At 67.0% G+C, this 19857-nt stretch carries 20 protein-coding genes, 1 tRNA gene and 1 other annotated feature; of the genes, 4 read left to right on the top strand and 17 right to left on the bottom strand.

What is annotated here, in order from left to right:
- Genes E4T13_RS11905 through E4T13_RS11885 form a run of 5 tightly spaced genes read right to left on the bottom strand, consistent with a single transcriptional unit; the run spans window position 1 to window position 5469 of the window.
- Window positions 1–969 (bottom strand): ABC transporter ATP-binding protein, encoded by a 969-nt coding sequence (locus E4T13_RS11905; protein ID WP_137178466.1) that lies wholly within the window; start codon window positions 967–969, stop codon window positions 1–3.
- Window positions 966–1982 (bottom strand): ABC transporter ATP-binding protein, encoded by a 1017-nt coding sequence (locus tag E4T13_RS11900; protein ID WP_137178465.1) that lies wholly within the window; start codon window positions 1980–1982, stop codon window positions 966–968. The genes E4T13_RS11905 and E4T13_RS11900 overlap by 4 nt, the downstream gene beginning before the upstream one ends.
- Window positions 1972–2826, bottom strand: coding sequence for an ABC transporter permease (locus E4T13_RS11895; protein ID WP_137178464.1), 855 nt, complete (start codon window positions 2824–2826; stop codon window positions 1972–1974). The genes E4T13_RS11900 and E4T13_RS11895 overlap by 11 nt, the downstream gene beginning before the upstream one ends.
- On the bottom strand, window positions 2826–3830 hold the full coding sequence (locus E4T13_RS11890; RefSeq protein WP_137178463.1) for an ABC transporter permease: 1005 nt from the start codon (window positions 3828–3830) through the stop codon (window positions 2826–2828). Before E4T13_RS11890 ends, E4T13_RS11895 begins: the two co-directional genes overlap by 1 nt.
- A 43-nt stretch (window positions 3831–3873) precedes the next feature.
- Window positions 3874–5469 carry an ABC transporter substrate-binding protein gene (locus E4T13_RS11885; protein ID WP_137178462.1) on the bottom strand — a complete coding sequence of 532 codons (1596 nt, stop codon included), beginning with the start codon at window positions 5467–5469 and terminating at the stop codon, window positions 3874–3876.
- A gap of 167 nt (window positions 5470–5636) precedes the next feature.
- Here E4T13_RS11885 and E4T13_RS11880 point away from each other — a divergent pair, with 167 nt between their 5' ends.
- The gene (locus tag E4T13_RS11880; RefSeq protein ID WP_137178461.1) at window positions 5637–6404 is read left to right on the top strand and encodes an SDR family NAD(P)-dependent oxidoreductase; all 768 of its coding nucleotides are present in this window, start codon (window positions 5637–5639) and stop codon (window positions 6402–6404) included.
- Here the strand turns inward: E4T13_RS11880 and E4T13_RS11875 are convergent.
- The 9 genes from E4T13_RS11875 to E4T13_RS11840 form a co-directional block, all read right to left on the bottom strand.
- Window positions 6401–7303, bottom strand: a complete 903-nt coding sequence (locus E4T13_RS11875) for a ChbG/HpnK family deacetylase (protein ID WP_137178460.1) — start codon at window positions 7301–7303, stop codon at window positions 6401–6403. The two genes, E4T13_RS11880 and E4T13_RS11875, sit on opposite strands and share 4 nt — an antisense overlap.
- Window positions 7300–8070, bottom strand: a complete 771-nt coding sequence (locus E4T13_RS11870; RefSeq protein ID WP_137178459.1) for a hypothetical protein — start codon at window positions 8068–8070, stop codon at window positions 7300–7302. The genes E4T13_RS11875 and E4T13_RS11870 overlap by 4 nt, the downstream gene beginning before the upstream one ends.
- A complete protein-coding gene (locus E4T13_RS11865) occupies window positions 8067–8456 on the bottom strand; it encodes a carboxypeptidase-like regulatory domain-containing protein (RefSeq protein WP_137178458.1) in 390 nt (129 codons plus the stop codon). The genes E4T13_RS11870 and E4T13_RS11865 overlap by 4 nt, the downstream gene beginning before the upstream one ends.
- Window positions 8453–9265, bottom strand: coding sequence for a carbohydrate ABC transporter permease (locus E4T13_RS11860; protein ID WP_137178457.1), 813 nt, complete (start codon window positions 9263–9265; stop codon window positions 8453–8455). The genes E4T13_RS11865 and E4T13_RS11860 overlap by 4 nt, the downstream gene beginning before the upstream one ends.
- The gene (locus E4T13_RS11855) at window positions 9265–10128 is read right to left on the bottom strand and encodes a carbohydrate ABC transporter permease (protein WP_137178456.1); all 864 of its coding nucleotides are present in this window, start codon (window positions 10126–10128) and stop codon (window positions 9265–9267) included. Before E4T13_RS11855 ends, E4T13_RS11860 begins: the two co-directional genes overlap by 1 nt.
- Window positions 10129–10217: 89 nt before the next feature.
- Entirely contained in the window at window positions 10218–11465 is a 1248-nt protein-coding gene (locus tag E4T13_RS11850) for an ABC transporter substrate-binding protein (RefSeq protein ID WP_137178455.1), read from the bottom strand.
- Window positions 11466–11517: 52 nt separating this feature from the next.
- Window positions 11518–12555, bottom strand: coding sequence for a Gfo/Idh/MocA family protein (locus tag E4T13_RS29875; protein ID WP_170984953.1), 1038 nt, complete (start codon window positions 12553–12555; stop codon window positions 11518–11520).
- Window positions 12552–13385 (bottom strand): glucosamine-6-phosphate isomerase, encoded by an 834-nt coding sequence (locus E4T13_RS29870; protein ID WP_170984952.1) that lies wholly within the window; start codon window positions 13383–13385, stop codon window positions 12552–12554. Before E4T13_RS29870 ends, E4T13_RS29875 begins: the two co-directional genes overlap by 4 nt.
- Window positions 13382–14440 (bottom strand): ABC transporter ATP-binding protein, encoded by a 1059-nt coding sequence (locus E4T13_RS11840; protein ID WP_137178454.1) that lies wholly within the window; start codon window positions 14438–14440, stop codon window positions 13382–13384. The genes E4T13_RS29870 and E4T13_RS11840 overlap by 4 nt, the downstream gene beginning before the upstream one ends.
- A 132-nt stretch (window positions 14441–14572) precedes the next feature.
- Here E4T13_RS11840 and E4T13_RS11835 point away from each other — a divergent pair.
- Window positions 14573–14647: transfer RNA gene (locus tag E4T13_RS11835), tRNA-Thr, on the top strand.
- 641 nt (window positions 14648–15288) lie between these two features.
- Window positions 15289–16299, top strand: coding sequence for a tyrosine-type recombinase/integrase (locus E4T13_RS11830; RefSeq protein WP_137178453.1), 1011 nt, complete (start codon window positions 15289–15291; stop codon window positions 16297–16299).
- A gap of 105 nt (window positions 16300–16404) precedes the next feature.
- Here E4T13_RS11830 and E4T13_RS11825 read toward each other — a convergent pair whose 3' ends face one another.
- Window positions 16405–17214, bottom strand: coding sequence for a hypothetical protein (locus tag E4T13_RS11825; RefSeq protein ID WP_137178452.1), 810 nt, complete (start codon window positions 17212–17214; stop codon window positions 16405–16407).
- 366 nt (window positions 17215–17580) lie between these two features.
- Complete coding sequence (locus E4T13_RS11820; protein WP_206030148.1) at window positions 17581–18156, bottom strand: recombinase family protein; 576 nt, start codon at window positions 18154–18156, stop codon at window positions 17581–17583.
- Between E4T13_RS11820 and E4T13_RS11815 the strand changes: the two genes are divergently transcribed.
- Window positions 18070–19304 (top strand): IS3 family transposase gene (locus tag E4T13_RS11815; protein ID WP_137178450.1). Its coding sequence is split into 2 segments (ribosomal slippage): window positions 18070–18364 and window positions 18364–19304, totalling 1236 coding nucleotides; the frame shifts between segments, so codons are not numbered across the junction. The two genes, E4T13_RS11820 and E4T13_RS11815, sit on opposite strands and share 87 nt — an antisense overlap.
- Window positions 18357–18473, top strand: a sequence feature (AL1L pseudoknot). Its footprint overlaps the gene before it by 117 nt.
- Here E4T13_RS11815 and E4T13_RS11810 read toward each other — a convergent pair.
- Window positions 19265–19567: a recombinase family protein gene (locus tag E4T13_RS11810; RefSeq protein ID WP_137178449.1), complete on the bottom strand. Its 303-nt coding sequence runs from the start codon at window positions 19565–19567 to the stop codon at window positions 19265–19267. The two genes, E4T13_RS11815 and E4T13_RS11810, sit on opposite strands and share 40 nt — an antisense overlap.
- Window positions 19568–19857: the final 290 nt, after the last annotated feature.

Below are 19857 nucleotides of genomic sequence, written 5' to 3'. Positions count from 1 at the left end.
CTACTCCGCGAAGTGACACGCCGCGCGCTGCGCCGGCCAGTCCGCGCGCAACGCCGGTTCCTGCTCCGCGCAGAGCGGCTGCGCCATCGGGCAGCGCGTGCGGAAGCGGCAGCCACTGGGCAGGTTGGTCGGGCTGGGCGGCTCGCCTTCCAGCGCGAAGCTGTCGGTCACGCGGGGCCCGCCGATCTTCGGGATCGCCGCCAACAGCGACTGCGTGTAGGGATGCCGCGGCGTCTCGAACACCGCCTGCGTCTTGCCGATCTCCACGATGCGGCCGAGATACATCACCGCCACGCGATCGCAGATCAGCCGCACGACCGAGAGGTCGTGCGAGATGAACAGGTAGGTCAGGCCGAAGGCGCGCTGCAGTTCCAGGAACAGGTTCAGGATCGTTGCCTGCACCGAGACATCGAGGCCCGAGGTCGGCTCGTCCAGGATCACCACCGAAGGCTTCAGCGTCAGGATGCGCGCGAGGCCGACGCGGCGCTGCTGCCCGCCGCTGATCTCATGCGGATAGAGATCGAGATGCGTCTCCGGCAGGCCGACGGCGCGCAGGATCTCCCGCACGCGCTGCTCGCGCTCCTCCTCCTTCAGCGCGGTGTGCACGATCAGCGGTTCGTGCAGCGAGGCGCGGATGGTCCAGCGCGGATCGAGCGATGCGCCGGGGTCCTGGTAGCAGTATTGCAGGTGCTCGCGGTATTTCCGGCTCTGATGTGGCTTGAGGCCCGCGATGTCGTGGCCCTCGAAGACAACATGCCCGCTCGTCGCGGTGTGGATGCCCATCAGCGTCTTGCCGAGGGTGGACTTGCCGCAGCCGGATTCGCCGACGATGCCGAGGATCTCGCCGCGCGACACCTCCAGCGAGACGTCGTCCACCGCCTTCAGCCAGCCGATGCGCCGCTTCCACACATTGCGGACCGGGAAGTGCTTGCTGAGGCCCTCGACGCGCAGGATCGGCTCGGCGCTCATGCCGCCTGCTCCGCGGCGATCAGCGGATGGTGGCAGCGCACCGTATGCGCGGGGCCGAGCGCATCGCGCGGCGGGCGCGTCCCGCGGCAGGCCTCGCTCGCGCGTTCGCAGCGCGGGTGGAAGCGGCAGCCCGAGGGCGGGTCGATCAGGCGCGGGATCTCGCCCGCGATGCCGCGAATGCCGTTCTCCGAAGACGGCAGGCTGTCCAGCAGCTTGCGGGTGTAGGGGTGCGAGGGCTGCGCGAAGAAGCTCGCGACCGGCGCCTCCTCCACCTCCTGGCCGGCATACATCACGGTGATCCGGTCGCAGATCTCGTATGCCGTGCCGAGGTCATGCGTGGTGAACAGCACGGCGACGCCACGCTCCCGCGCCAACTGCTTCAGGATCTTCAGGATCTGCGCCTGCACGGTCACGTCGAGCGCCGTCGTCGGTTCGTCCGCGATGACGAGCTTGGGCTCGGGCAGCAGCGCCATGGCGATCATCAGGCGCTGCCGCTGGCCGCCCGAAACCTCGTGCGGGTATTTGCGCAGGACGCCGTCCGGGTCGGGCAACTGCACCAGGCGCAGCAGGTCCAGCACGCGCGCACGGTCGGCGCGGCTGCGCTCGCGCCGCGACATCTGCGGCGCGCTGCGCAGCAGCGGCGACTTGAAGCGCATCAGGTCGTCGATCTGCGTGCCGATGGTGAAGACCGGGTTGAAGGCGGTGAAGGGGTCTTGCGGGATATAGGCGATCTCCTTCCCGCGCACCTCGCGCGCCAGGCGGTCCTGGTCCATCGCCAGCAGGTCGCGCCCGTCGAAGCGGACGCTGCCGGCCTCGATGCGTGCGCTGTTGCCGGGCAGGATGCCGAGGATGGCGCGGGCCAGCGTCGTCTTGCCGCAGCCGGACTCGCCGACGAGGCCCATGATCTCGCCGCGCCCGATGGTCAGGTCCACGCCGTCCAGCACGCGCGCGAGGCCCGCATCCGACGCGAAGGAGACGCGCAGGTCGCGGACCGCGATCAGCTCACTTTCCATGCCGCGCCGCCCGCCGAAGCCTGGGATCGAGCACGTCGCGCAACCCGTCGCCGAGCAGGTTGAAGCCCATCACCACGAGGAAGATCGCGAGCCCCGGGAAGGCTGCATACCACCAGGCCATCGGCAGGAACTCCCGCGATTCCGCGATGGTACGCCCCCATTCCGGCGTCGGCGGCGGCGGGCCGAGGCCGAGGAAGCCCAGCGTCGCCGCGGTCAGGATCGTGCCGCCCATGCCGATGGTCGTGCGCACAATGATGGAGGAGGAGATCGAGGGCAGGATGTGCAGCACCATCACCCGCCAAGGCGAGCAGCCCAGCGCGATCGCCGCCTCCACGAAAGGCTCGTTCTTGATGGAGCGCGTCTCGGCATAGACCAGCCGCGCCCAGAACGGCCAGTAGGTGGCCGACAGCGCGAGGATGACGTTCTCGATGGAAGGCCCGAGCGTCTGCGCGATGGCGATCGCCAGCACGATCTGCGGCACGGCCAGGAAGATGTCGGAGACGCGCATCAGCAGGTTGCTGCCGAAGCCTTCGTAATAGCCGGCAATCAGCCCCATCGGCACGCCGATCAGCACCGCCACCGCGATGGCGGTGACGGCGATGGTCAGCGTGATGCGCGCGCCGAAGAGCAGCCGCGAATAGATGTCGCTGCCCATGCGGTCGGTGCCGAGCCAGTTTTCCGGCCCGGGCGGGCTGAGGCGGCGGGCGGTGTGGAACTCGCTGACATCGCCGGGATGGGTGGAGAGCACGGGGGCGAGGATGGCCGCGGCCACGAGCAGCAGGATCAGTATCAACCCGACGAGCGCCGCGCGATCCTCCGCCAGCTTGCGCAGGATGCGGCCCATCAGCGCGTCTCCCGCGGATCGATCATGCCCTGCAGGATGTCGACGATCAGGTTCACCACGATGAACATGGCGCCTGCGATGAGCGTGAATCCCATCACAGCGTTGTAGTCGGAGCTGAGGATGGAGTTGACGGCGAACAGGCCGAGGCCAGGCCAGTCGAATACCGCTTCCACCACCACCGCGCCCGCCAGAAGCAGCCCGAAGATCAGGCCGATCTGCGTCACCGTGCCGATCAGCGCGTTGCGTAGCACGTATTTCCACACGACAAGGCGGCGCGGATAGCCCATGGCGGTCTCGTACAGCACGTAGTTCGACTGCAGCGCGTTCAGCACGCCCGCGCGCGTGAAGCGCACGATGGTGGCGGTCGCGGGCAGGGCGAGGGTCGCCACCGGCAGGATCATGTGCCGCAGCGCGTCCAGCAGGATCTCTGGGTCCTGCCAGATGACGGCGTCGATGGTGTAGAAGCCGGTGATCGGCTCCGGCCCCCAGCCCTCCACCCGGCCATGCAGCGGCGTGATGCCGAGGCGCATGGAGAAGAAGAGCTGCAGCAGGATGGCGAACCAGAAGCTGGCGATGGCAAGCCCCGCGATGGTCACCACCCTCAGCCCGTGGTCCAGCCAGGAATTCCGCCGCAGCGCGCTGACGACGCCGAGTGGGATGCCGATGATGCTCGCCACGATGATGGCGGCGATGGCGAGCTCGAGTGTCGCCGGCAGGCGGCTGAGCAGATCCTCCGAGACCGGGCGCCCGGTATAGATGCTGCGCCCCATGTCGCCCTGCAGGATGGACACCAGGTAGTGCCAGAATTGGATGTGAAGCGGCTTGTCCAGGCCTAACCTCTCGCGGATCACGGCGATGGTCTCGGGTGTCGCGTTCTCGCCGGCGACGAAGGCCGCGGGGTCGGCGGGAATGACGTGCGAGATGAAGAAGACGATCGCCAGCAGGCCGATGATGGTCGGTACGAACCAGGCCAGGCGCCCAAGCACCAGCACGAGAATCTTCACGGGGCGGCGATCCTCGCCACCCCGCGCAACGCGGCCGTCATCCTCACGTGATGCGGAGCCAGCGCATCTCCTGCCCGTCGCCGATCGGGCAGAACCGCACGCCCTGCACGTTCTTGCGGAAGGGACCGTACCACTTGGTGTTATGGATGAACACGCAGGCCGCATCCTCGCTGGAGATGCGGGCGATCTGTTCGTAGAGCGGCGCGCGCTTCGCCTGGTCGGCATTGGCCAGCGCCTCGGCCAGCAGCCGGTCCACCTCGGGGTTCGAGTAGTAGCTGGCATTGCCGCCGCGGTGGCGGTTCGTCGCCAGCAGCTCGCCCGCCCAGTTGTGCGGATCGGCATAGTAGGTGCTGCGCCACAGGAACAGCATGTCGTACATCTGCTCGGGGTCGCGCATCTTGTTGGAGACCACGGGCCACGGCTCGTTTACTAGGCGGCTCTGGATGCCGGCCCGCGTCAGGCCGTTCTGCAGCAGAGCGGCCGCCTGCATGGATTGCTCGTAGCCCACCATGCCCGCGACCACGATCTCGCGCATCGGCGCCTGCACGCGCTGGAGGTACCATTTCGCCTTGTCGATGTCGAAGTTGTAGCCCGCCACGTCCTTCGGCGCGCCCCACATCGGGTTCGGGATCACCTGCGTGTTCCGCACCACCGAGCCCGACAGGATGTTGTTGATCCAGCCATCGTAGTCGAAGCAGTGGCAGACCGCCTTGCGGAAGTTCACATCCGTGAAGGGCGGCCGCTTGTGGTGCATGGTGGCGTAGAAGAGGCGCGTGGATTCCGCCTCCATGACATTCATGTTCGGATCGCCCTGCAGCCGCGTGATCTGGTCCTGCGGCATGTAGGGATCGGTGCCCTGGAAGTCGCCGCGGATGAGGCCGAGCACGCGGCTGTTCACCTCCGCGACGTAGCGGAAGTCGATCTCCTGAAGGCCGGCGGCGCCCAGGAAATGGCCGTCGAAGCGCTGGGCCAGGAAGCCGCGGGCCGGATCGAAGCGCCGCAGGATGTAGGAACCCGAGCCCGCGTCGTTGCGGGAGATCCACTCCTGCCCCCAGTCGCCGTTGCGCTCGTTGCGCTTCACCAGGGCGCTGTTCACCACGTAGATGTCATGCGTGGTGGCGGCGAAGATCGCCGACGCCTCCTTCAGGTTGAACTCCACGGTCAGGCGGTCGCGGGCCTTCGTGGTGCCCGGATCGATCAGCGTCGCGAAGAGCGGGTAGGCGCCCTTCTTCACCGCGAGGATCCGCTCCATCGAATAGACGACATCCTCGGCAGTGAGGTCGGTGCCGTCGTGGAACTTCACGCCCTGGCGCAGCTTGAAGACATACTGCTTGCCGTCCTCCGAGACGGTATAGCTTTCCGCCAGCCACGGCTCGAGCTTCGGCGGATTGTCCAGCCAGCGGAGCAGGCCGTCGTAGAGGTTCAGGCGATAGGCCACGCGGCCGACATCGAAGGTGGCGTGCGGGTCCATCGTGTCGAAGGCGCTGCCATTGGCGAAGGCGATACGCCCGCCGCGGCCCTGGGCCTGCGCTGCTGCGGGCAGGCCGACCGCGCCCATGGCCGCGCCGGCGACACCCGCGCGCAGCACATCCCGCCGCCGCATGCCGGCGGCAGTCGCCGTTTCGGATTGGTCTCCCATTGCTTTCGCCTCCTTAAGTCCTGTCGTCGGCGCCATGCTGGCCACTCGCGAGAAGCGACGTCAAGTCGTCGCAAGGCCGTCGTATCGCCGGCGGCATCGCATGGCGCTACGGTGCCGGGCATCCGTGCGCCGATGCGCGCGCGACCAGGCTGGAAGGGCGAGACGCGATGCGATTCAGTGGCCGGAAGGTGGTGATCACGGGCGCGGCGGGCGTCTATGGCCGCGCGCTTGCCGCGGCCTTCGCGGCGGAGGGCGCCTCGCTGCTGCTCACCGACCGCGATGCGTCGGCACTGTCCGCGGCCTGCGCGGGACTGCCGGCGGTGCGCGTCGCGCAACATCCGGCGGACCTGCGTGACGATGCCGCGCTGGATGGCCTGGTCGCCGCGGCAAATGCCGGCGATGCCCCGGATGTGCTGCTGAACAATGCAGGACTGTATCCCTTCATCCCGCTGATGGAGGCGACGCCGGCCGAATACGACCGCATCATGGATGTGAACCTGCGGGCGCCATTCCGGCTGATGCAGGGGATCGGTCGTGCGATGGCCGCTGCCGGGCGCGGCTCCATCGTCAATGTCACCTCCTCGGCGGCCGACGTGATCCGCGGCAACGGCGTGCCCTACGGCGCCTCGAAATGCGCGCTGGAATACATGACGCGCGCCTTCGCGATCGAGCTTGGCCCGAAGGGCGTGCGCGTGAACTCCGCACGGCCGGGCTTCGCCGAGGGCAGCGCGGAGGTGCAGATGCCCGATGGCTACGCCACCGCGATCCGGGCGCGTGCCTTGCTGCCGCATGCGAACACACCCAAGGATTTCGCCGCGGCCGTGCTGTTTCTCTGCTCCGATGAGGCGGCGTTCATCACCGGTTCCGTGCTGGATGCCGGCGGCGGCGGACATATCAACCGGCGCGACGGCGCCTCCACCCGCGCGCGCAGCTAATCCGCGGCGCGATGGAGGTCGCGCAGGCGGCGCATGCCGAGGCGCCGCACGCCGGCGCGCTGCATGGCGGCGTCGCAGAAGCCGTTGCCGAACAGGCGCACTTCCTCGGTGCGCCAATGCGTCTGGGCGCGGGGATGGTCGCGCAGGATGTCGCCGAGATCCTCGGCGCGGTTGGGGTGCAGCGCGACATAGGTGAGCCCGGGCGCGGCCGGCGTGACCAGAGCGGCATAGGCCGCCTCGGTTTCCGCCAGCGACACGCCGGGCGTCATCGCGAAGCGGTCGATCACCGGCAGGCCTGCGGCATCGAGTTGCGCGACAGCCTCGGCATAGGGGCCGGGATCGACCTCGCCCAGGCGGAGGAGGCCGAGATAGCTGGACAGGTCCCGCGGCAGCAGCAGCGGCAGCCGGTGGTCGCGCGCGATGCGCAGCGTGGCAGCCAGAAGCTCCGGCACCAGCGCCGCGCCCATATGCGTGTCCAGATGCGTCACGTCGATGCCAGCGGACAGCGCACGCTCCAGCTGCGCGCGCATCTCCGCCTCCGCGGCGTTGGCATCCACGTTGCGCCGCAAAGCAAGGCAGTCGCGATGGAAATAGCCGTCGGCATCCATCAGCCCGGACGCCGCGCTGCGCACCGCGACGGGCCCCCAGCGATAGCGGTACCACTCGCTGGTCAGCGTCAGATGCACCCCGAGATCGAGCGAGGCATCGGCGGCCGCGGCTCGTGCGATCTCCGGGAACCAGGGGCACGGCACCATGACGCTGCCGCAGTCGATCCGGCCGGCACGCGCAAGATCAAGGAAGGCTCGGTTCGCGCCGTGGCACATGCCGACATCGTCGGCATGCAGGATCACCACGCGTGCGTCCTCGGGCAGGCCGAGCAATCGCAAGGCGGGGCTCATGCGCGCTCCAGCATCCAGCGGAGCACCAGCGGGATCTGCGCCGCCATCATCGAATAGCCATGGTCGGCAACGGCGCCGCGCGCGCGTGCCGCGACCATCAAGGGCGTGTCGGCGCGGTTCACCACGTCATAGACGAATCCAGGGATCAGCGACGGGTCGCAGGGAAGGCGGTCGTCGCTGCCCATGCCGAGGGGCGAGCAGTTCACCAGCAGCTCGCTTGCGCCAAGCGCGTGATGCACGGCGACCTTCGGGAATTCGGCGGCGACAGCAGCGACGAGGGATGCAGCGCGGGCCGCATCGGGATCGTGGATCGCGAGCGCCGCCGGCGCTTCACTGGCAATCGCCATGGCAACCGCCCGGCCGGCACCACCGGCACCCAGCAGCTGCACGCGGCGCCGCGCGATGGGAAGGCCAGCCGCACTGGCCGCGGCGAGAAAGCCGGCACCGTCCACCTGGGAGGCTTCCCAGCCGCCGGCGCCATCCGGCCGCAGCATATTGGCGCTGCCTGAGCGCCGCGCGGCGGTGTCGCAGCGGCCGATTCGTGCCGCATCCTGCTTGTGCGGGATGGTGCAGACCACGCCCGCGAGGTTGCGCAGATGCACAACGCCCGAGAGGAAGTCCGGCAGGCGCCCCGCGGGGATATGCGCCGGCAGATAGGCGCAGTCATGACCGCCCGCTTCTATGGCTGCGGCGTACTCGGCATAGCCCTTGGTATGGCCGATGGGATCGCCGGCGAGCAGGATCAGGCGCGTGCGACCGGATGTCATGGATTCAGCACCAGCGGTTCGGGAAGGTCGGCGTCCTGCGCGCGGAACAGCAGGCGCAGCGTGCGCCGCTCCGACTTGCCGATGCCCGGTGCTTCCGCCTGCAATTGCACTGCGTGGCTGGCATTGCCCTCGAAGCGGAAGCGGCCATCGGGGCCGGTCGTTGCGCGCTGCTTCTCGGTGTTCACCACGAAGCTGCGCTCGAACAGTTGCACCGTCGCATTCGGGACGGGCTGGCCGGTCGCGTCCACCACCTGGCCGCGTACCTCCCCGGTTGCGTTCATGGCGACGTTCACGTTCCAGCCGAACACCAGCATCAGCAGCACCGCGGGCACGATCACCCAGCGGGAGAGCAGCCAGGGATGCAGGCTGCGGCGCGATGCGCTCATCCCTTCGTCGCCCCGTGCGTGAGGCCACGGATGAAGGCGGATTGCGCCATCAGGAACACCAGGATGCCCGGCGCCAGCACCAGGCAGACGAAGGCGTAGAGCGCGCCGGTGGTGTCCTCCATGTAGGAGAGGAAGCGCGCGAGACCCAGCGGCAGGGTCTGCATGTCTGCGTCGCGGGTGATGATCAGCGGCCACATGAAGCTGTTCCAGGACCAGATGAAGGCCAGGATCACGTTCGTCGCGATGGCCGGGCGCGACAGCGGCAGCAGCACATGCGCGATGATTCGCCATTCCGACAGCCCGTCCATCCGCGCAGCCTCCACCAGGCTGCGCGGCACGGCCTCGAAGGCGGATTTGTAGATGAAGATGCAGACGATGGTGGAGATCAGCGGCAGCGCCAGGCCCAGATAGGTGTTCAGCAGCCCGATGCGCGCGGTGATCAGGTAGGCGGGGATGATGGTTGCCTGGAAGGGGATCAGCATGCAGGACAGCAGCAGCAGGATCACCAGCTTCTTCGCGCGGAAATTCTGCGTCAGCGCATACGCCGCCATCGCGTTCAGCACGACGTTGCCGACCACGGCCAGGACGGAGACGATGATGCTGTTCAGCAGGTAGCGCGGGAAGGGGATGAGGTACCAGACATCCACGAAGTTGTAGGGATGCGGGTCCTGCGGCAGCAGCCGCGGCGGATAGGCGTAGATGTTCTCGTCGGTGATGGCTGTCTTCAGCACCCAGTAGAACGGCAGCAGCATCAGGGCGCTGACGACGACCAGCACCGCGTGGCGCGCCCAGGGGAAGCCGCGCTGCATCACTCCTTCTCCACCGCGCCGGCATTGCCGCCAGCCAGCCGGTTCGCCAGGAAGGTCAGCACCAGGAGAAGCAGGAACTGCACCACGGTGACGGCCGCGGCGTAGTCGAACTTGGTCTGCCCGAAGCCCAGCTTGTAGATGTAGGTCACCAGCAGCTCCGTCGCATGGCCCGGGCCGCCATTGGTCATCACATAGACCAGGTCGAAGCTGGTAAAGCTGTTGAGCAACCCGATCACGGCGCAGAGGAACAGCGCAGGCCGCAGCATCGGCAGGGTGATGTGCAGGAACACGGCATGGCGCGGCACGCCATCCACCCGCGCGGCCTCATACAGGTGCTGCGGGATCTGCTGCAGTCCCGTCAGCAGGATGATCATGTAGAAGCCGATCACCTGCCAGATGTCGGTCAGGATGACGCTGGGCATCGCCAGGTCGAAGGACTGCAGGAAGCCCAGCGGCTTGTCGATGATGCCGGCGCTGCGCAGCGCCCAGTTGATGAAGCCGCCACGCTCGTCGTACATCCAGCGCCAGATGATGCCGACCGCCACCGTCATCAGCGGATAGGACAGGAAGACGATGGTGCGGTAGACGGACGCGCCGCGCAGGTCGGAATTGACCAGCAGCGCGATGCCGAGCGCGAGCACGATCGCCAGCGGCGCGGCGCTGATCCAGATCAGTGTGTTCCACAGCGCTGTCCAGAAGATGTCGTCGTAGAACAGCATCTCCTCGTAGTGCTCGAAGCCCACCCAGCGGGCAGGGCGCATCGGCGACCAGGACTGGAAGGACAGCACCGCGTTCCAGCCCAGCGGGATCACGCGGTACATCAGGAAGATCGCCAGCGAGGGCAGCAGGAAGCAGAGGATCATCGCCCCCTGCCGCGTGCGCTTGCGCCCCCACCATCCCGTGCTTCCGCCGGCCCGGACCGGGGCCGGCGGCAGTGTCGAACGCGCCGCGCTCACCCGCGCGAGAGTTCCCGGGCCACGCGACGCTCGGCATCGGCCAGGGCCTGGCGCGCGGTCTTGCGGCCGAGCAGGGCGCTCTGCAGTTCCGGCCAGAAGGCTTCCTTCACGCGCGCATCCTGCGGCATGGGCCAGTTGCCCACCATCTTGTCGGTGTGCTCGATCTGCGTCTTCAGCACCTCATAGACCAGCGGATCGGCGGTGCGCAGCGAGGCCAGCAGCGCCTCGTCCACCTGCGTGTTGCCCGTCAGGATGCGCCGCTGCGTCGCAAGCTGCCCGGCCTGCTCGTTGGCCGTGACATGCTTGACGAAGGCCCAGGCGAGATCGGGGTTGCGCGAGCCCTTGGAGACGCCGAGGCCGTGGCTGTTCGGCGTGGAGAAGTTGCCCGGCGCATGCGCCACGCCCAGCGTCTCGGCATTCACCCAGTTGCCCTGGCCGCGGATGAAGAAATAGGCCGGGCTGTGGGCGTGCAGCATGCCGACATTGCCGGCGGCGAAGGCACCGTTCGGCTCCACCCAACGGCCGGTCCAGGAGATCTTGTTGATCGCGCCGTTGTCCGAGGCCCGCGCCAGTTTCTCCACCACCTCGATCGCCTTCGGCGTGTTGAAGGCCGGGCGCTTGAGATCGGGCGTCAGCAGGTTCACGCCGTTCATGGCGAAGAGCGGCCAGTAGAGCCAATCGAAGTTCAGCGTCAGGAAGCCCGTGGCATCGCCCTGCGCCATCTTGCCGGCGTGGGCGAGGATGTCGTCGAAGCTCTGCGGGGGTCCGCTCAGCCCGGCGCGCTGGAACATGGTCTTGTTGTAGAACAGCAGCGTCTTGGTGATGTAGAAGGGCAGCATCCAGTTCTTGCCCTCCAGCGTCCAGTTCGACAGGTAGTTGGCGTTGAAGCGGTTCTTCACCGCGGGTTCGGCGGCCAGACGCGGCGTCATGTCCATCAGCGCGCCGTTGGCGGCGTATTCCATCCACAGCGCGCCCTGCGTGTTGATGACGTCGGGCGGCGTGCCGGCGGCGAGCTGCGTCTGGTAGAAGGCCGGCAGCTCCGGACCCTTCTTGTCCAGCCATTCCACCTCGGCGCCGGGATTGGCGCGCTGGAAGCTCTCGATCCAGCCGCGGATCAGCGGCTCCTGGTCGATGATGTTCCAGGTCAGGAAGCTGATGCGCCGCGCCGTCTGGCCGATGGCCGGGGCGGCGAGCGCGGCGGGCATGGCCGCCGAGGCCTTCAGAAGCGTACGCCGAGCAAGCATGGTCCGTTCCTTCTCCCTGCCGCCCGTCCCGGGGCGGTCGTCGTCGCGCAGCCTAGGCCGAGCCGGCCGCCTCGTTCCACGGAATCTCGCGTCCTTCCCGGGCGGAGCGTTCGGCCAGCAGGCAGCAGCGCACCGCGTCGCGCGCGGCTTCCGGTGTCACCAGCGCGCGGCCGGCCCGGAAGCCTTGCACCGCCTGCTCGGCCTGGGTGACGAGTTCGAATACCTCGCCGCTCTCGCCGAGCGGCAGCACCTCCGCCTGTTCGCCGGGTTGAGCGCGGCCGCGGAAGATCTGCAGGCTCGCCATCGGCGCGAAGCTGCGGTCCATCGCGGCGGACCACAGGCTGCGGACGGCGCCGCCATCGCCCATGACATGCAGCGCGACGTGATGCTCGAAGCCGCCGACCACCGTGTTCAGCGTGGCGAATTGCCCGCCCGCGAAGCGCAGCGTGACGGCCAGCGCGTTCGGCATCGCCGGATCGCCGGAAGCGATCGCGCGCAGCGCGACCGGGCGCCCCCAGCTTTCGCCGTACCACAGCAGCAGGTCGAAGAAATGCACGGGCTCCTCGAGGATCCAGGAGCCGACGCGGCCAAGGTCGTAGCGCCAATTGCCGGAGCCGGTGCGGTAGGGAAAGCGGAACAGCGAGAAGCTGGCATGACGCGGTGCGCCGATCGCGCCTTCCTCGATCAGCGCCTTGATGCGGCCCCACTGCGTGGAGACGCGCAGCTCATGCCCGATGGTCAGCACGCGGCCGCTGGCCTGCGCCGCGGCGACCAGCGCATCGCAATCCGCCAGCGTCAGCGCCATCGGCTTTTCCAGCAGCACGTGCTTGCCGGCGCGCAGCGCCGCCAGGCCGAGCCCGGCATGCAGCGCGTTCGGGGCCGCGATGACCACCGCTTCGATCGCGGGATCGGCAAGCACCTCCGCGGGATCGCGATGCACCGCGATGCCCGGCCGGTCGCGTGCTGCCTCCGCCGCGCTGGCCGTGCCATGCGCGACAACGGCGACCAACTCCGCGGAAGGCGCCTCGTCCAGCGCGCGGGCGTGGTGCCTGCCCCAGGCGCCGTAGCCGATCAGCGCGACGCGCATCATGCCAGCGTCGCCCCCGGCATGCGGGTGACCTCCTCCGTCACAACCAGCGCGCAATCGGGATGGCGCTGCGCGTAGCTGGCAGGCACGGTCGGCGTCACAGGGCCATGCAGCATCTTCCGCACGATCGCCGTCTGCCAGATGCGGTTGAGGAAGAGCCGCAGCTTCCGCGCGCCGAGGATCTCCTGCATCCCCACGGTCACGGCGTATTCGGGGATCAGGTCGATGGCGCCGCGCGTCGCGGTGACGGAATTGATGGTCCGCGTCTCCCGCGTCAGGCGCTGCACGCGCGTCGGGCGCTGCGCGAAGGCCTCGACGTCGACGATCTCGCCAGGCTCGGGCGGCTCGTTGAAGGCGATGTGGCCGGCGATGCCGACGCCGCCGAAGGCGACATCCACGCCGCCATGCCGCGCGATCAGGCGTGGGATCTCGTCCAGCGCATGCGGGTCGGGGAAGACGATGCGCGGGGCGCGGCCCGCGGGCATCAGCGCCGTCATGTGCCGCCGCATGTGGCCGCGGAAAGAGAGGGGATCCGTCTCCGGAATCCGGTCGCCCGCTGGCGTCAGGTATTCGTCCATCCCGATCATCAGCAGGTCCGCCAGCGAAACGTCCTGCTCGGCGCAGAGCCGCGCCAGCACGTCGTACTGCCCCACCGGCCCGACGGGGATGATGAACACCACCGTCCCGCGCCCCGCCGCCTTGGCCGCGCGGTACTCCGCCAGCAGCGCCTCCGCGAAGGCCAGGGTCAGCGCCGGCATGTCCGGCACCACGCGCACCGCGATGCGCGTCCCGCGGCCGAGCGCTTCCGGCGGAATGGCCAGCACGTCGGTCACAGCCGCGCTCCATCCGCGGCGAAGAGGTGCACATCCTCCGGCGCCAGGGCGAGGCGCACCTCCTCCCCGGTACGGCGGACGCTGCGGGCGGGCACCCGCGCGTGCAACTCGGTGCCGGCGATGTCGAGCGTCACCAGCGTCTCGCTGCCCAGCGGCTCCACAACGGCGGCGGGGCCGGTGATCGCGGCCTCCCCTGGCTGGCCGGGTGGCAGCCAGATCAGCCGTTCCGGCCGGATGCCGATGGTCGCCTGGCCCTGTGGCGGCGCGGCATCGAGCGCCAGCGCCGTGCCGTCCGCCAGCACCGCGCGCCCGGCTTCCACGCGCCCCGGCAGCAGGTTCATCGCCGGCGCGCCCATGAAGGCGGCGACGAAGGTGGTGGCGGGGCGGTCGTAGATCTCCTCGGGCGTGCCGACCTGCTGCACCAGCCCGCCCTGCATCACCACGATCCGGTCGGCCAGCGTCATCGCCTCCACCTGGTCATGGGTGACGTAGATAGTGGTGGCGCGCAGGCGGTCGCGCAGGCGCTTGATCTCCGTGCGCATCTGCACGCGCAGCTTGGCGTCGAGGTTGGACAGCGGCTCGTCGAACAGGAACACCTTGGGGTCGCGCACGATGGCGCGGCCCATCGCCACGCGCTGCCGCTGCCCGCCCGAGAGCTCGCGCGGCCGCCGATCCAGCAGATGCGCGATGTCCAGCACCTGCGCCGCCTGCTGCACGCGCCGCGCGATCTCGGCCTTCGCCACGCCGCGCCAGCGCAGCGAGAAGCCCATATTCTCGGCCACCGACATGTGCGGGTAGAGGGCGTAGTCCTGGAACACCATGGCGACGTCGCGGTCCTTGGGATCGCGCTCGTTCACCACGGCGCCGTCGATCAGGACCTGCCCTTCGGAGGATTCTTCCAGCCCCGCGACGATCCGCAGGATGGTGGATTTTCCGCAGCCGGAGGGGCCGACCAGCACGATGAACTCGCCATCGGCGATCGCGAGATCCACGCCATGGACCACCTGGACGTCGCCGAAGCGCTTGCGGACGTCCCGCAACTCGACCGTCGCCACGGAGTCTCCGTTTCCTTCCTCACGCCGATGCTAGGCATGCGCCCGATGCGGGTGCAAGCGCGGGGCCGGGGACGAGGGGGTTGCGGCGCCCCCCCTAACCCGCTAGGAACCGGCCCGTTTCCGGCCCGGTCCGCTGCTGTAGCTCAGTGGTAGAGCACTCCCTTGGTAAGGGAGAGGTCGAGAGTTCAATCCTCTCCAGCAGCACCACGGCTTACCCCCAAATCACTGATATTTGGGCGTTCTGCGTTGGCGCCGGTCCTAGAACCTCCTACATAACCTCCTACAGCGCATGCTACACGCTGCGTCGGAGGACCGAATGCCAGGTCGCGACAACGAAGACGGGCGCCCGCCGAACACCGCCTGGATAGGCGGTTGGTTGCATTATAAGCGCCGCTATCCGGCTGACGTGGTACGCCGCCATCCGAAGCTTGCCAAAAGCCCATTCCAGCTCCCCCTCAAGATCCAAAAGCCGTTGAAGCCGTCGGACATGGCAAATGCGCACGCCGCCGCATCGCGTGCGTTCGTCGCATATGAGTCTCGTTGTACCGAACTCATGCGTGCATCCGCCGAAGACACTCGCACGGCTTGGCTGGCATCGCTATCTGACATGGAGCGCCGTGGCGTTGTAGACCTAGCGAATGGGCTGCTGGGCCGCGAAGAAGCAAGGTCGACCGTTTACGTGAGGAACGGCAAAGACAGCGCCGCCGTTCTGTACGATCCGAACACGCCAGAACAAGCGATGCGCCGCCTTCTAGCGCGCCTCAGCATGGCACGGGTCAACCTACGACCAGGGCGCGAGATGAGTGAGCGCGAGCGGCAGCATCGCGAGGCGTTGCTCACCGAATATAGTGCGCGAACTCGCCTCCATGGGATTCCCGAAGGAAGGTTTTGCAGAGCACCACCAGAAAGGTATCGCCATTCTGCCGGCGGAGGCGACGGCGCCACTCCCGGCCGAGACCATCCTGACAGACTACGCAAGGCATGAGGGGATCAGCGCGGCGACCGCGAAAAAGTATGGCGCGACCTTCCGGCAGATCGCGCGCATTCTCGGCTATGACGATTTGCGCCGCATCACCGACGACGATGCGCGCCGTTTCGTGCAAGCCCGCATGGACGAAGGTCGCAATACAGGCACCGTGCAGGACGACGTGCTTGCAGCGGGCGCTGTCTTCAATTGGGGAGTCCGACAAAAGCGGTTCACAAGTAACCCGTGGAAGGACATTGCACCGAAGGCCCCGCGTCGCGGTCCTCCGCCTCGCGTAAAGTATGGCGACGATGAGGCGCGCCGCATACTGACATCAGCGCGCGAGGAAAGCGGCTGGCTTCGGTGGGCGCCCTGGCTCATGTGTTTCACGGGAGCGCGCATCGGTGAAATCGCGGAACTTCGTCGGGGCGATGTTCACACTGACAAAGCCTTGCAGATCCTCGATATCGTCCCGACAGATGCCCGCGCGGGGAAGAACGAAGAATTCCAGAGAATGATTCCGCTTCACTCCGCGCTCATCGCCGAAGGCTTTCTAGATTACGTGGCGTCACTCCCTCCTAACCCGGATGGTCCCCTCTTTCCGAGTATCAAGCCCGACCCGCACGGCAGGCGCGACACGCCAGCGCAGACGCAGTTAGGACGATGGATGCGCAGCAAGGTGAAGATAACCGATCCAAAGAAAGCGCCCGCTCACTCCTGGCGCCATTGGGTGAAGGACCAGCTCCGGGGGAGCGACGCGGAAGCGCAGGACGCCATTCTTGGGCACTACAATCCTCGCAACGCCGGCGCTGGCTATGGCAAGGGCTTTCGAGGAATGCCAGACAAGCTCGTGGAAGTTGTCGAAAAAATTAAATCTCCCCTGACGCCGATATGATGCGCGTAGCGCAGCGCGGCGGGAGTCCGGTTCGTGCTCCCCTTCGTTGTTCTCTATAGGCGCTCGATAATGCGGCTGGTCCCGGATGACACGTAGAACCATCGCTCACTTAAGCGGGCTAGGTGGCCGAGGCGTATGAACGAGCGCTATTCGCGTTGCCTCCTCTACCATACCAGCAACAACACGCTGTACGACTTCTGAAAGCGCGCGCAGGGCGGCCGGCGCAGGCCCAGACAGCGGCGGCTCTCCCGTCCCCAGAACCACATGCAAGCGAGGCTTGAGGGCGTCTTTGATGTTCCCTTCAAACAATCCCCCAGGCTCAATCGTAAGTATCTTGAGTTCATCTCTACTCGGGTTCCAAACCGATGAGCCCAAAGTCGCCGGACCTTGGATGACGGAGAATTGCGACCCGTCCAGGATGAACCCTTCGGCGCTTCTGGTAACCGTGATCAGCTTTTGGTGTTTGGCTGCACCGGATAGCGTAGCGAGACTGTAGAGAGCCTCGTTTCCTCCTTCGTAAGGCTCGCATTGACGCACGAAATCGAGAAGCATTGCGTCAACGTTCTTGCAGCGGTCCGCAATCTGATTTTCCATATCTCGTCGCGTCCTGCCAAAAGGGAAATACAGACGCTTGACATTATTGCATCCACCGATCTTCGCGGCAGCACAAAAGGTTTGATCAAGAGCATGCCGTAAATCGGTGATTGCACGGTATGCTAGAATCCTCAACCGACTTGTTTCTGCTTTAGAAAAGCGGCAATAAAACTCAATTCTCCCACTCCGATCAGAGCGTTTTACAACGTCGTAGTGGCTATTTGAACAGAATTCCGCGCACGCTGCATCGAAATCGCTCAGTGTGATTTCGGTAAATTTTAGCAACAGCATTGGGCTTTCAAACGGGTCGTCGGCCTGCATCAGTGAAGGTCCATGCGATTGTGGGCGATGCCGCTCGGGAGAGCTAAAGCAATCTATTGCGAGTTCCTGGCTGCCGCGCGCGCCGTCGCGTGCTTGAGCATCGCACGCTAGCTGGCGATTCCCTCAGGCGATTAGTTGGCGCGACAGCGCGATTGATCATACCAGTAGTGCAGGCGCGAGATTGCAAAAGGGTCTTTGACACGGGGCCATTGTTGCACACGGATATCGGGCATTCTAGTCTAGGCAGCGCAGGGTTGGGGCAGAGAAGTCCATGCTCTAAGTTGGCCCAACTTCCCGGCGGCCATCGGGCTTGGCCCGAGCTCGGCTTCACCGACTGCAGGATCTACCTTTCAGGGCAACCGCTCATCAGCACACCCGAAGCAGCACGTTCCGCACCGTCGAGGCATACCAGTCCCCGCCGCGCGCCGTCTTCACGCCGCGAGCATTCAGCGCGGCAGCAACGGCGGTGAGTGTGCTAGCGCCAGTCGCTTGAATATCGCGGATCAGCGGCAGCACATTCGCGGCGCGCTGGTCTGCGCCGTCTTTCAGCGCCTCCGCCGCGTGCCCGCGTGCATCGTCGAGGCGAGGGTTACCTAGAACTGCCCCGCGCGCCTTTGCAGCCGCGAGCGCTGCCTTCGTGCGGGCGCTGATCTGGTCACGCTCATGTTCCGCGAAGGCCGCGAGTAGATGCACCATCAGCTTGTTGGCGTGCGGGTTATCTGCGGCGACGAAATCGGCGCCGGACTCTAGCAGGGCGGAGAGGAAGGCGACGGAACGTGAGAGCCGATCTAGCTTCGCGACGATCTGAACCGCGCCGGGTTTGCCGGAGGCTCCAACCGTTGAGAGGATGGAGCGATGACGGCGAAGAAGACGGCGGCGAACTACTCGCCTGAGGTTCGGGAGCGCGCGGTGCGGCTGGTGCTGGACGGCGCCGGGGAGCACGGCTCGCAATGGGCGGCGATCGGCTCGATCGCCGCCAAGATCGGCTGCACGGCGGAGACGCTGCGGCGTTGGGTTCGGCAGGCCGAGCGTGACCGCGGCAAGCGGGCCGGGCCCACGAGCGAGGACCGGGATCGCATCAAGACGCTTGAGCGGGAGAACCGCGAGCTGCGCCAGGCCAATGAGATCCTGCGCAAAGCATCGGCGTATTTTGCCCTGGCGGAGCTCGACCGCCGGTCGAAGCCATGATCGCCTTCATCGACGATCATCGGGGTGAGTATGGGGTCGAGCCGATCTGCCGGGTCCTGCCGATCGCCCCATCCACCTACCACGCCCATGCCGCGCGCCGCGCCGATCGCACCCAGGGCTCGGCCAGGTCGCAGCGAGACGCGATGCTGCGGGCAGAGGTGCGGCGCGTCCATGCCGAGAACTTCGGCGTCTATGGCGTGCGGAAGGTCTGGCGTCAGCTCGGCCGCGAAGGGACGTCGGTGGCGCGCTGCACGGTGGCGCGACTGATGCGGCAGATGGGCCTGCGCGGCGTGGTGCGCGGCAAGGAGACCAGGACGACGGTGCCGGACAAGGGCGCGCCATGCCCGGCCGACCGCGTGAACCGGCAGTTCCTCGCGCTGCGGCCGAACCTGCTCTGGGTGTCGGACTTCACCTATGTCACGACCTGGCAAGGCTTCGCCTACGTCGCCTTCGTCATCGACACCTTCGCGCGGCGGATCGTCGGCTGGCGGGTGTCGCGCACCGCTCATGCCGGGTTTGTCCTCGATGCTCTTGAGCAGGCGCTGCACGACCGGCGGCCTTTTCAGGGCACGGGTCTCGTGCATCACAGCGATCGCGGGGTTCAATACGTGTCCATCCGCTACACCGAGCGACTGGCCGAAGCCGGGATCGAGCCGTCCGTCGGCAGCGTCGGCGACAGCTACGACAATGCGCTGGCCGAAAGCGTCATCGGCCTGTTCAAGACCGAGGTCATCCGCCGCCGCGGCCCGTGGCGCGGCCTCGAGGGCGTCGAGTTCGCCACCCTCGAGTGGGTGGACTGGTTCAACAACCGCCGCCTCCTCGAGCCGATCGGCAACATCCCGCCCGCCGAGGCCGAGGCGCGCTACCATACTGCGCAGGAGGTCACAGCCCTGGCGGCCTGACCCACACCAAACAGCCTCCGGCAAACCCGGCGCGGTTCAATCAACGTAGCCTTCTGCCGCTTCGCCAGCGCCAAGGCTTTCAGAAGCTCAGGCCGGTCGGAACGCTTGCCGCTCTCAACCTCCACAAACTCACCGATCAGCTGCCACGCTCCACCATTGAGGAAGGCCGCGACGGCTTCGCGTCGAGCCTGCAAACCAAGCCCGCTGCGTCCCTGCTGATCGGTGGATACGCGGCAGTAGCTGACAAAACGACCCGAAGGCATGACGTCGAAACCCTGTCTTAGTATCCCATACAAAATCTATACGGACGTTTAGAAATTGTAAACGGCCGAATTGGCGTCTTAAGTCAGCCGAACCGATAAAGCCGACTAACGCGGGCGCTGGCGCCGGTGCGCGTGGAGATCGAGTGGTTAGGCGGCGCGAGGAACGGTGGGGCTTTATTCGAGCAACGTTTGGGCGGCTCGGATCAACGGGGGGACCCAGGACGGTGGGTAGTCTAAAGCCTGGACAGGCGACAGGTCATAGGCCACATATGCCCTAAGCTTGGCACCCT

The organism is Roseomonas sp. AR75 (assembly GCF_005222815.1).
In the GTDB taxonomy this organism is placed as follows: domain Bacteria; phylum Pseudomonadota; class Alphaproteobacteria; order Acetobacterales; family Acetobacteraceae; genus Falsiroseomonas.
This window is presented reverse-complemented; position numbering and strand designations above follow the sequence as displayed.

Excerpts from the sequence above, each read along its gene's own strand:
- E4T13_RS11905 (WP_137178466.1), bottom strand. The coding sequence starts at position 969 with ATGAGCGCCGAGCCGATCCTGCGCGTCGAGGGCCTCAGCAAGCACTTC.
- E4T13_RS11900 (WP_137178465.1), bottom strand. The coding sequence starts at position 1,982 with ATGGAAAGTGAGCTGATCGCGGTCCGCGACCTGCGCGTCTCCTTCGCG.
- E4T13_RS11895 (WP_137178464.1), bottom strand. The coding sequence starts at position 2,826 with ATGGGCCGCATCCTGCGCAAGCTGGCGGAGGATCGCGCGGCGCTCGTC.
- E4T13_RS11885 (WP_137178462.1), bottom strand. The coding sequence starts at position 5,469 with ATGGGAGACCAATCCGAAACGGCGACTGCCGCCGGCATGCGGCGGCGG.
- E4T13_RS11880 (WP_137178461.1), top strand. The coding sequence starts at position 5,637 with ATGCGATTCAGTGGCCGGAAGGTGGTGATCACGGGCGCGGCGGGCGTC.
- E4T13_RS11875 (WP_137178460.1), bottom strand. The coding sequence starts at position 7,303 with ATGAGCCCCGCCTTGCGATTGCTCGGCCTGCCCGAGGACGCACGCGTG.
- E4T13_RS11870 (WP_137178459.1), bottom strand. The coding sequence starts at position 8,070 with ATGACATCCGGTCGCACGCGCCTGATCCTGCTCGCCGGCGATCCCATC.
- E4T13_RS11865 (WP_137178458.1), bottom strand. The coding sequence starts at position 8,456 with ATGAGCGCATCGCGCCGCAGCCTGCATCCCTGGCTGCTCTCCCGCTGG.
- E4T13_RS11860 (WP_137178457.1), bottom strand. The coding sequence starts at position 9,265 with ATGCAGCGCGGCTTCCCCTGGGCGCGCCACGCGGTGCTGGTCGTCGTC.
- E4T13_RS11855 (WP_137178456.1), bottom strand. The coding sequence starts at position 10,128 with ATGATCCTCTGCTTCCTGCTGCCCTCGCTGGCGATCTTCCTGATGTAC.
- E4T13_RS11850 (WP_137178455.1), bottom strand. The coding sequence starts at position 11,465 with ATGCTTGCTCGGCGTACGCTTCTGAAGGCCTCGGCGGCCATGCCCGCC.
- E4T13_RS29875 (WP_170984953.1), bottom strand. The coding sequence starts at position 12,555 with ATGATGCGCGTCGCGCTGATCGGCTACGGCGCCTGGGGCAGGCACCAC.
- E4T13_RS11825 (WP_137178452.1), bottom strand. The coding sequence starts at position 17,214 with ATGCAGGCCGACGACCCGTTTGAAAGCCCAATGCTGTTGCTAAAATTT.
- E4T13_RS11810 (WP_137178449.1), bottom strand. The coding sequence starts at position 19,567 with ATGCCTTCGGGTCGTTTTGTCAGCTACTGCCGCGTATCCACCGATCAG.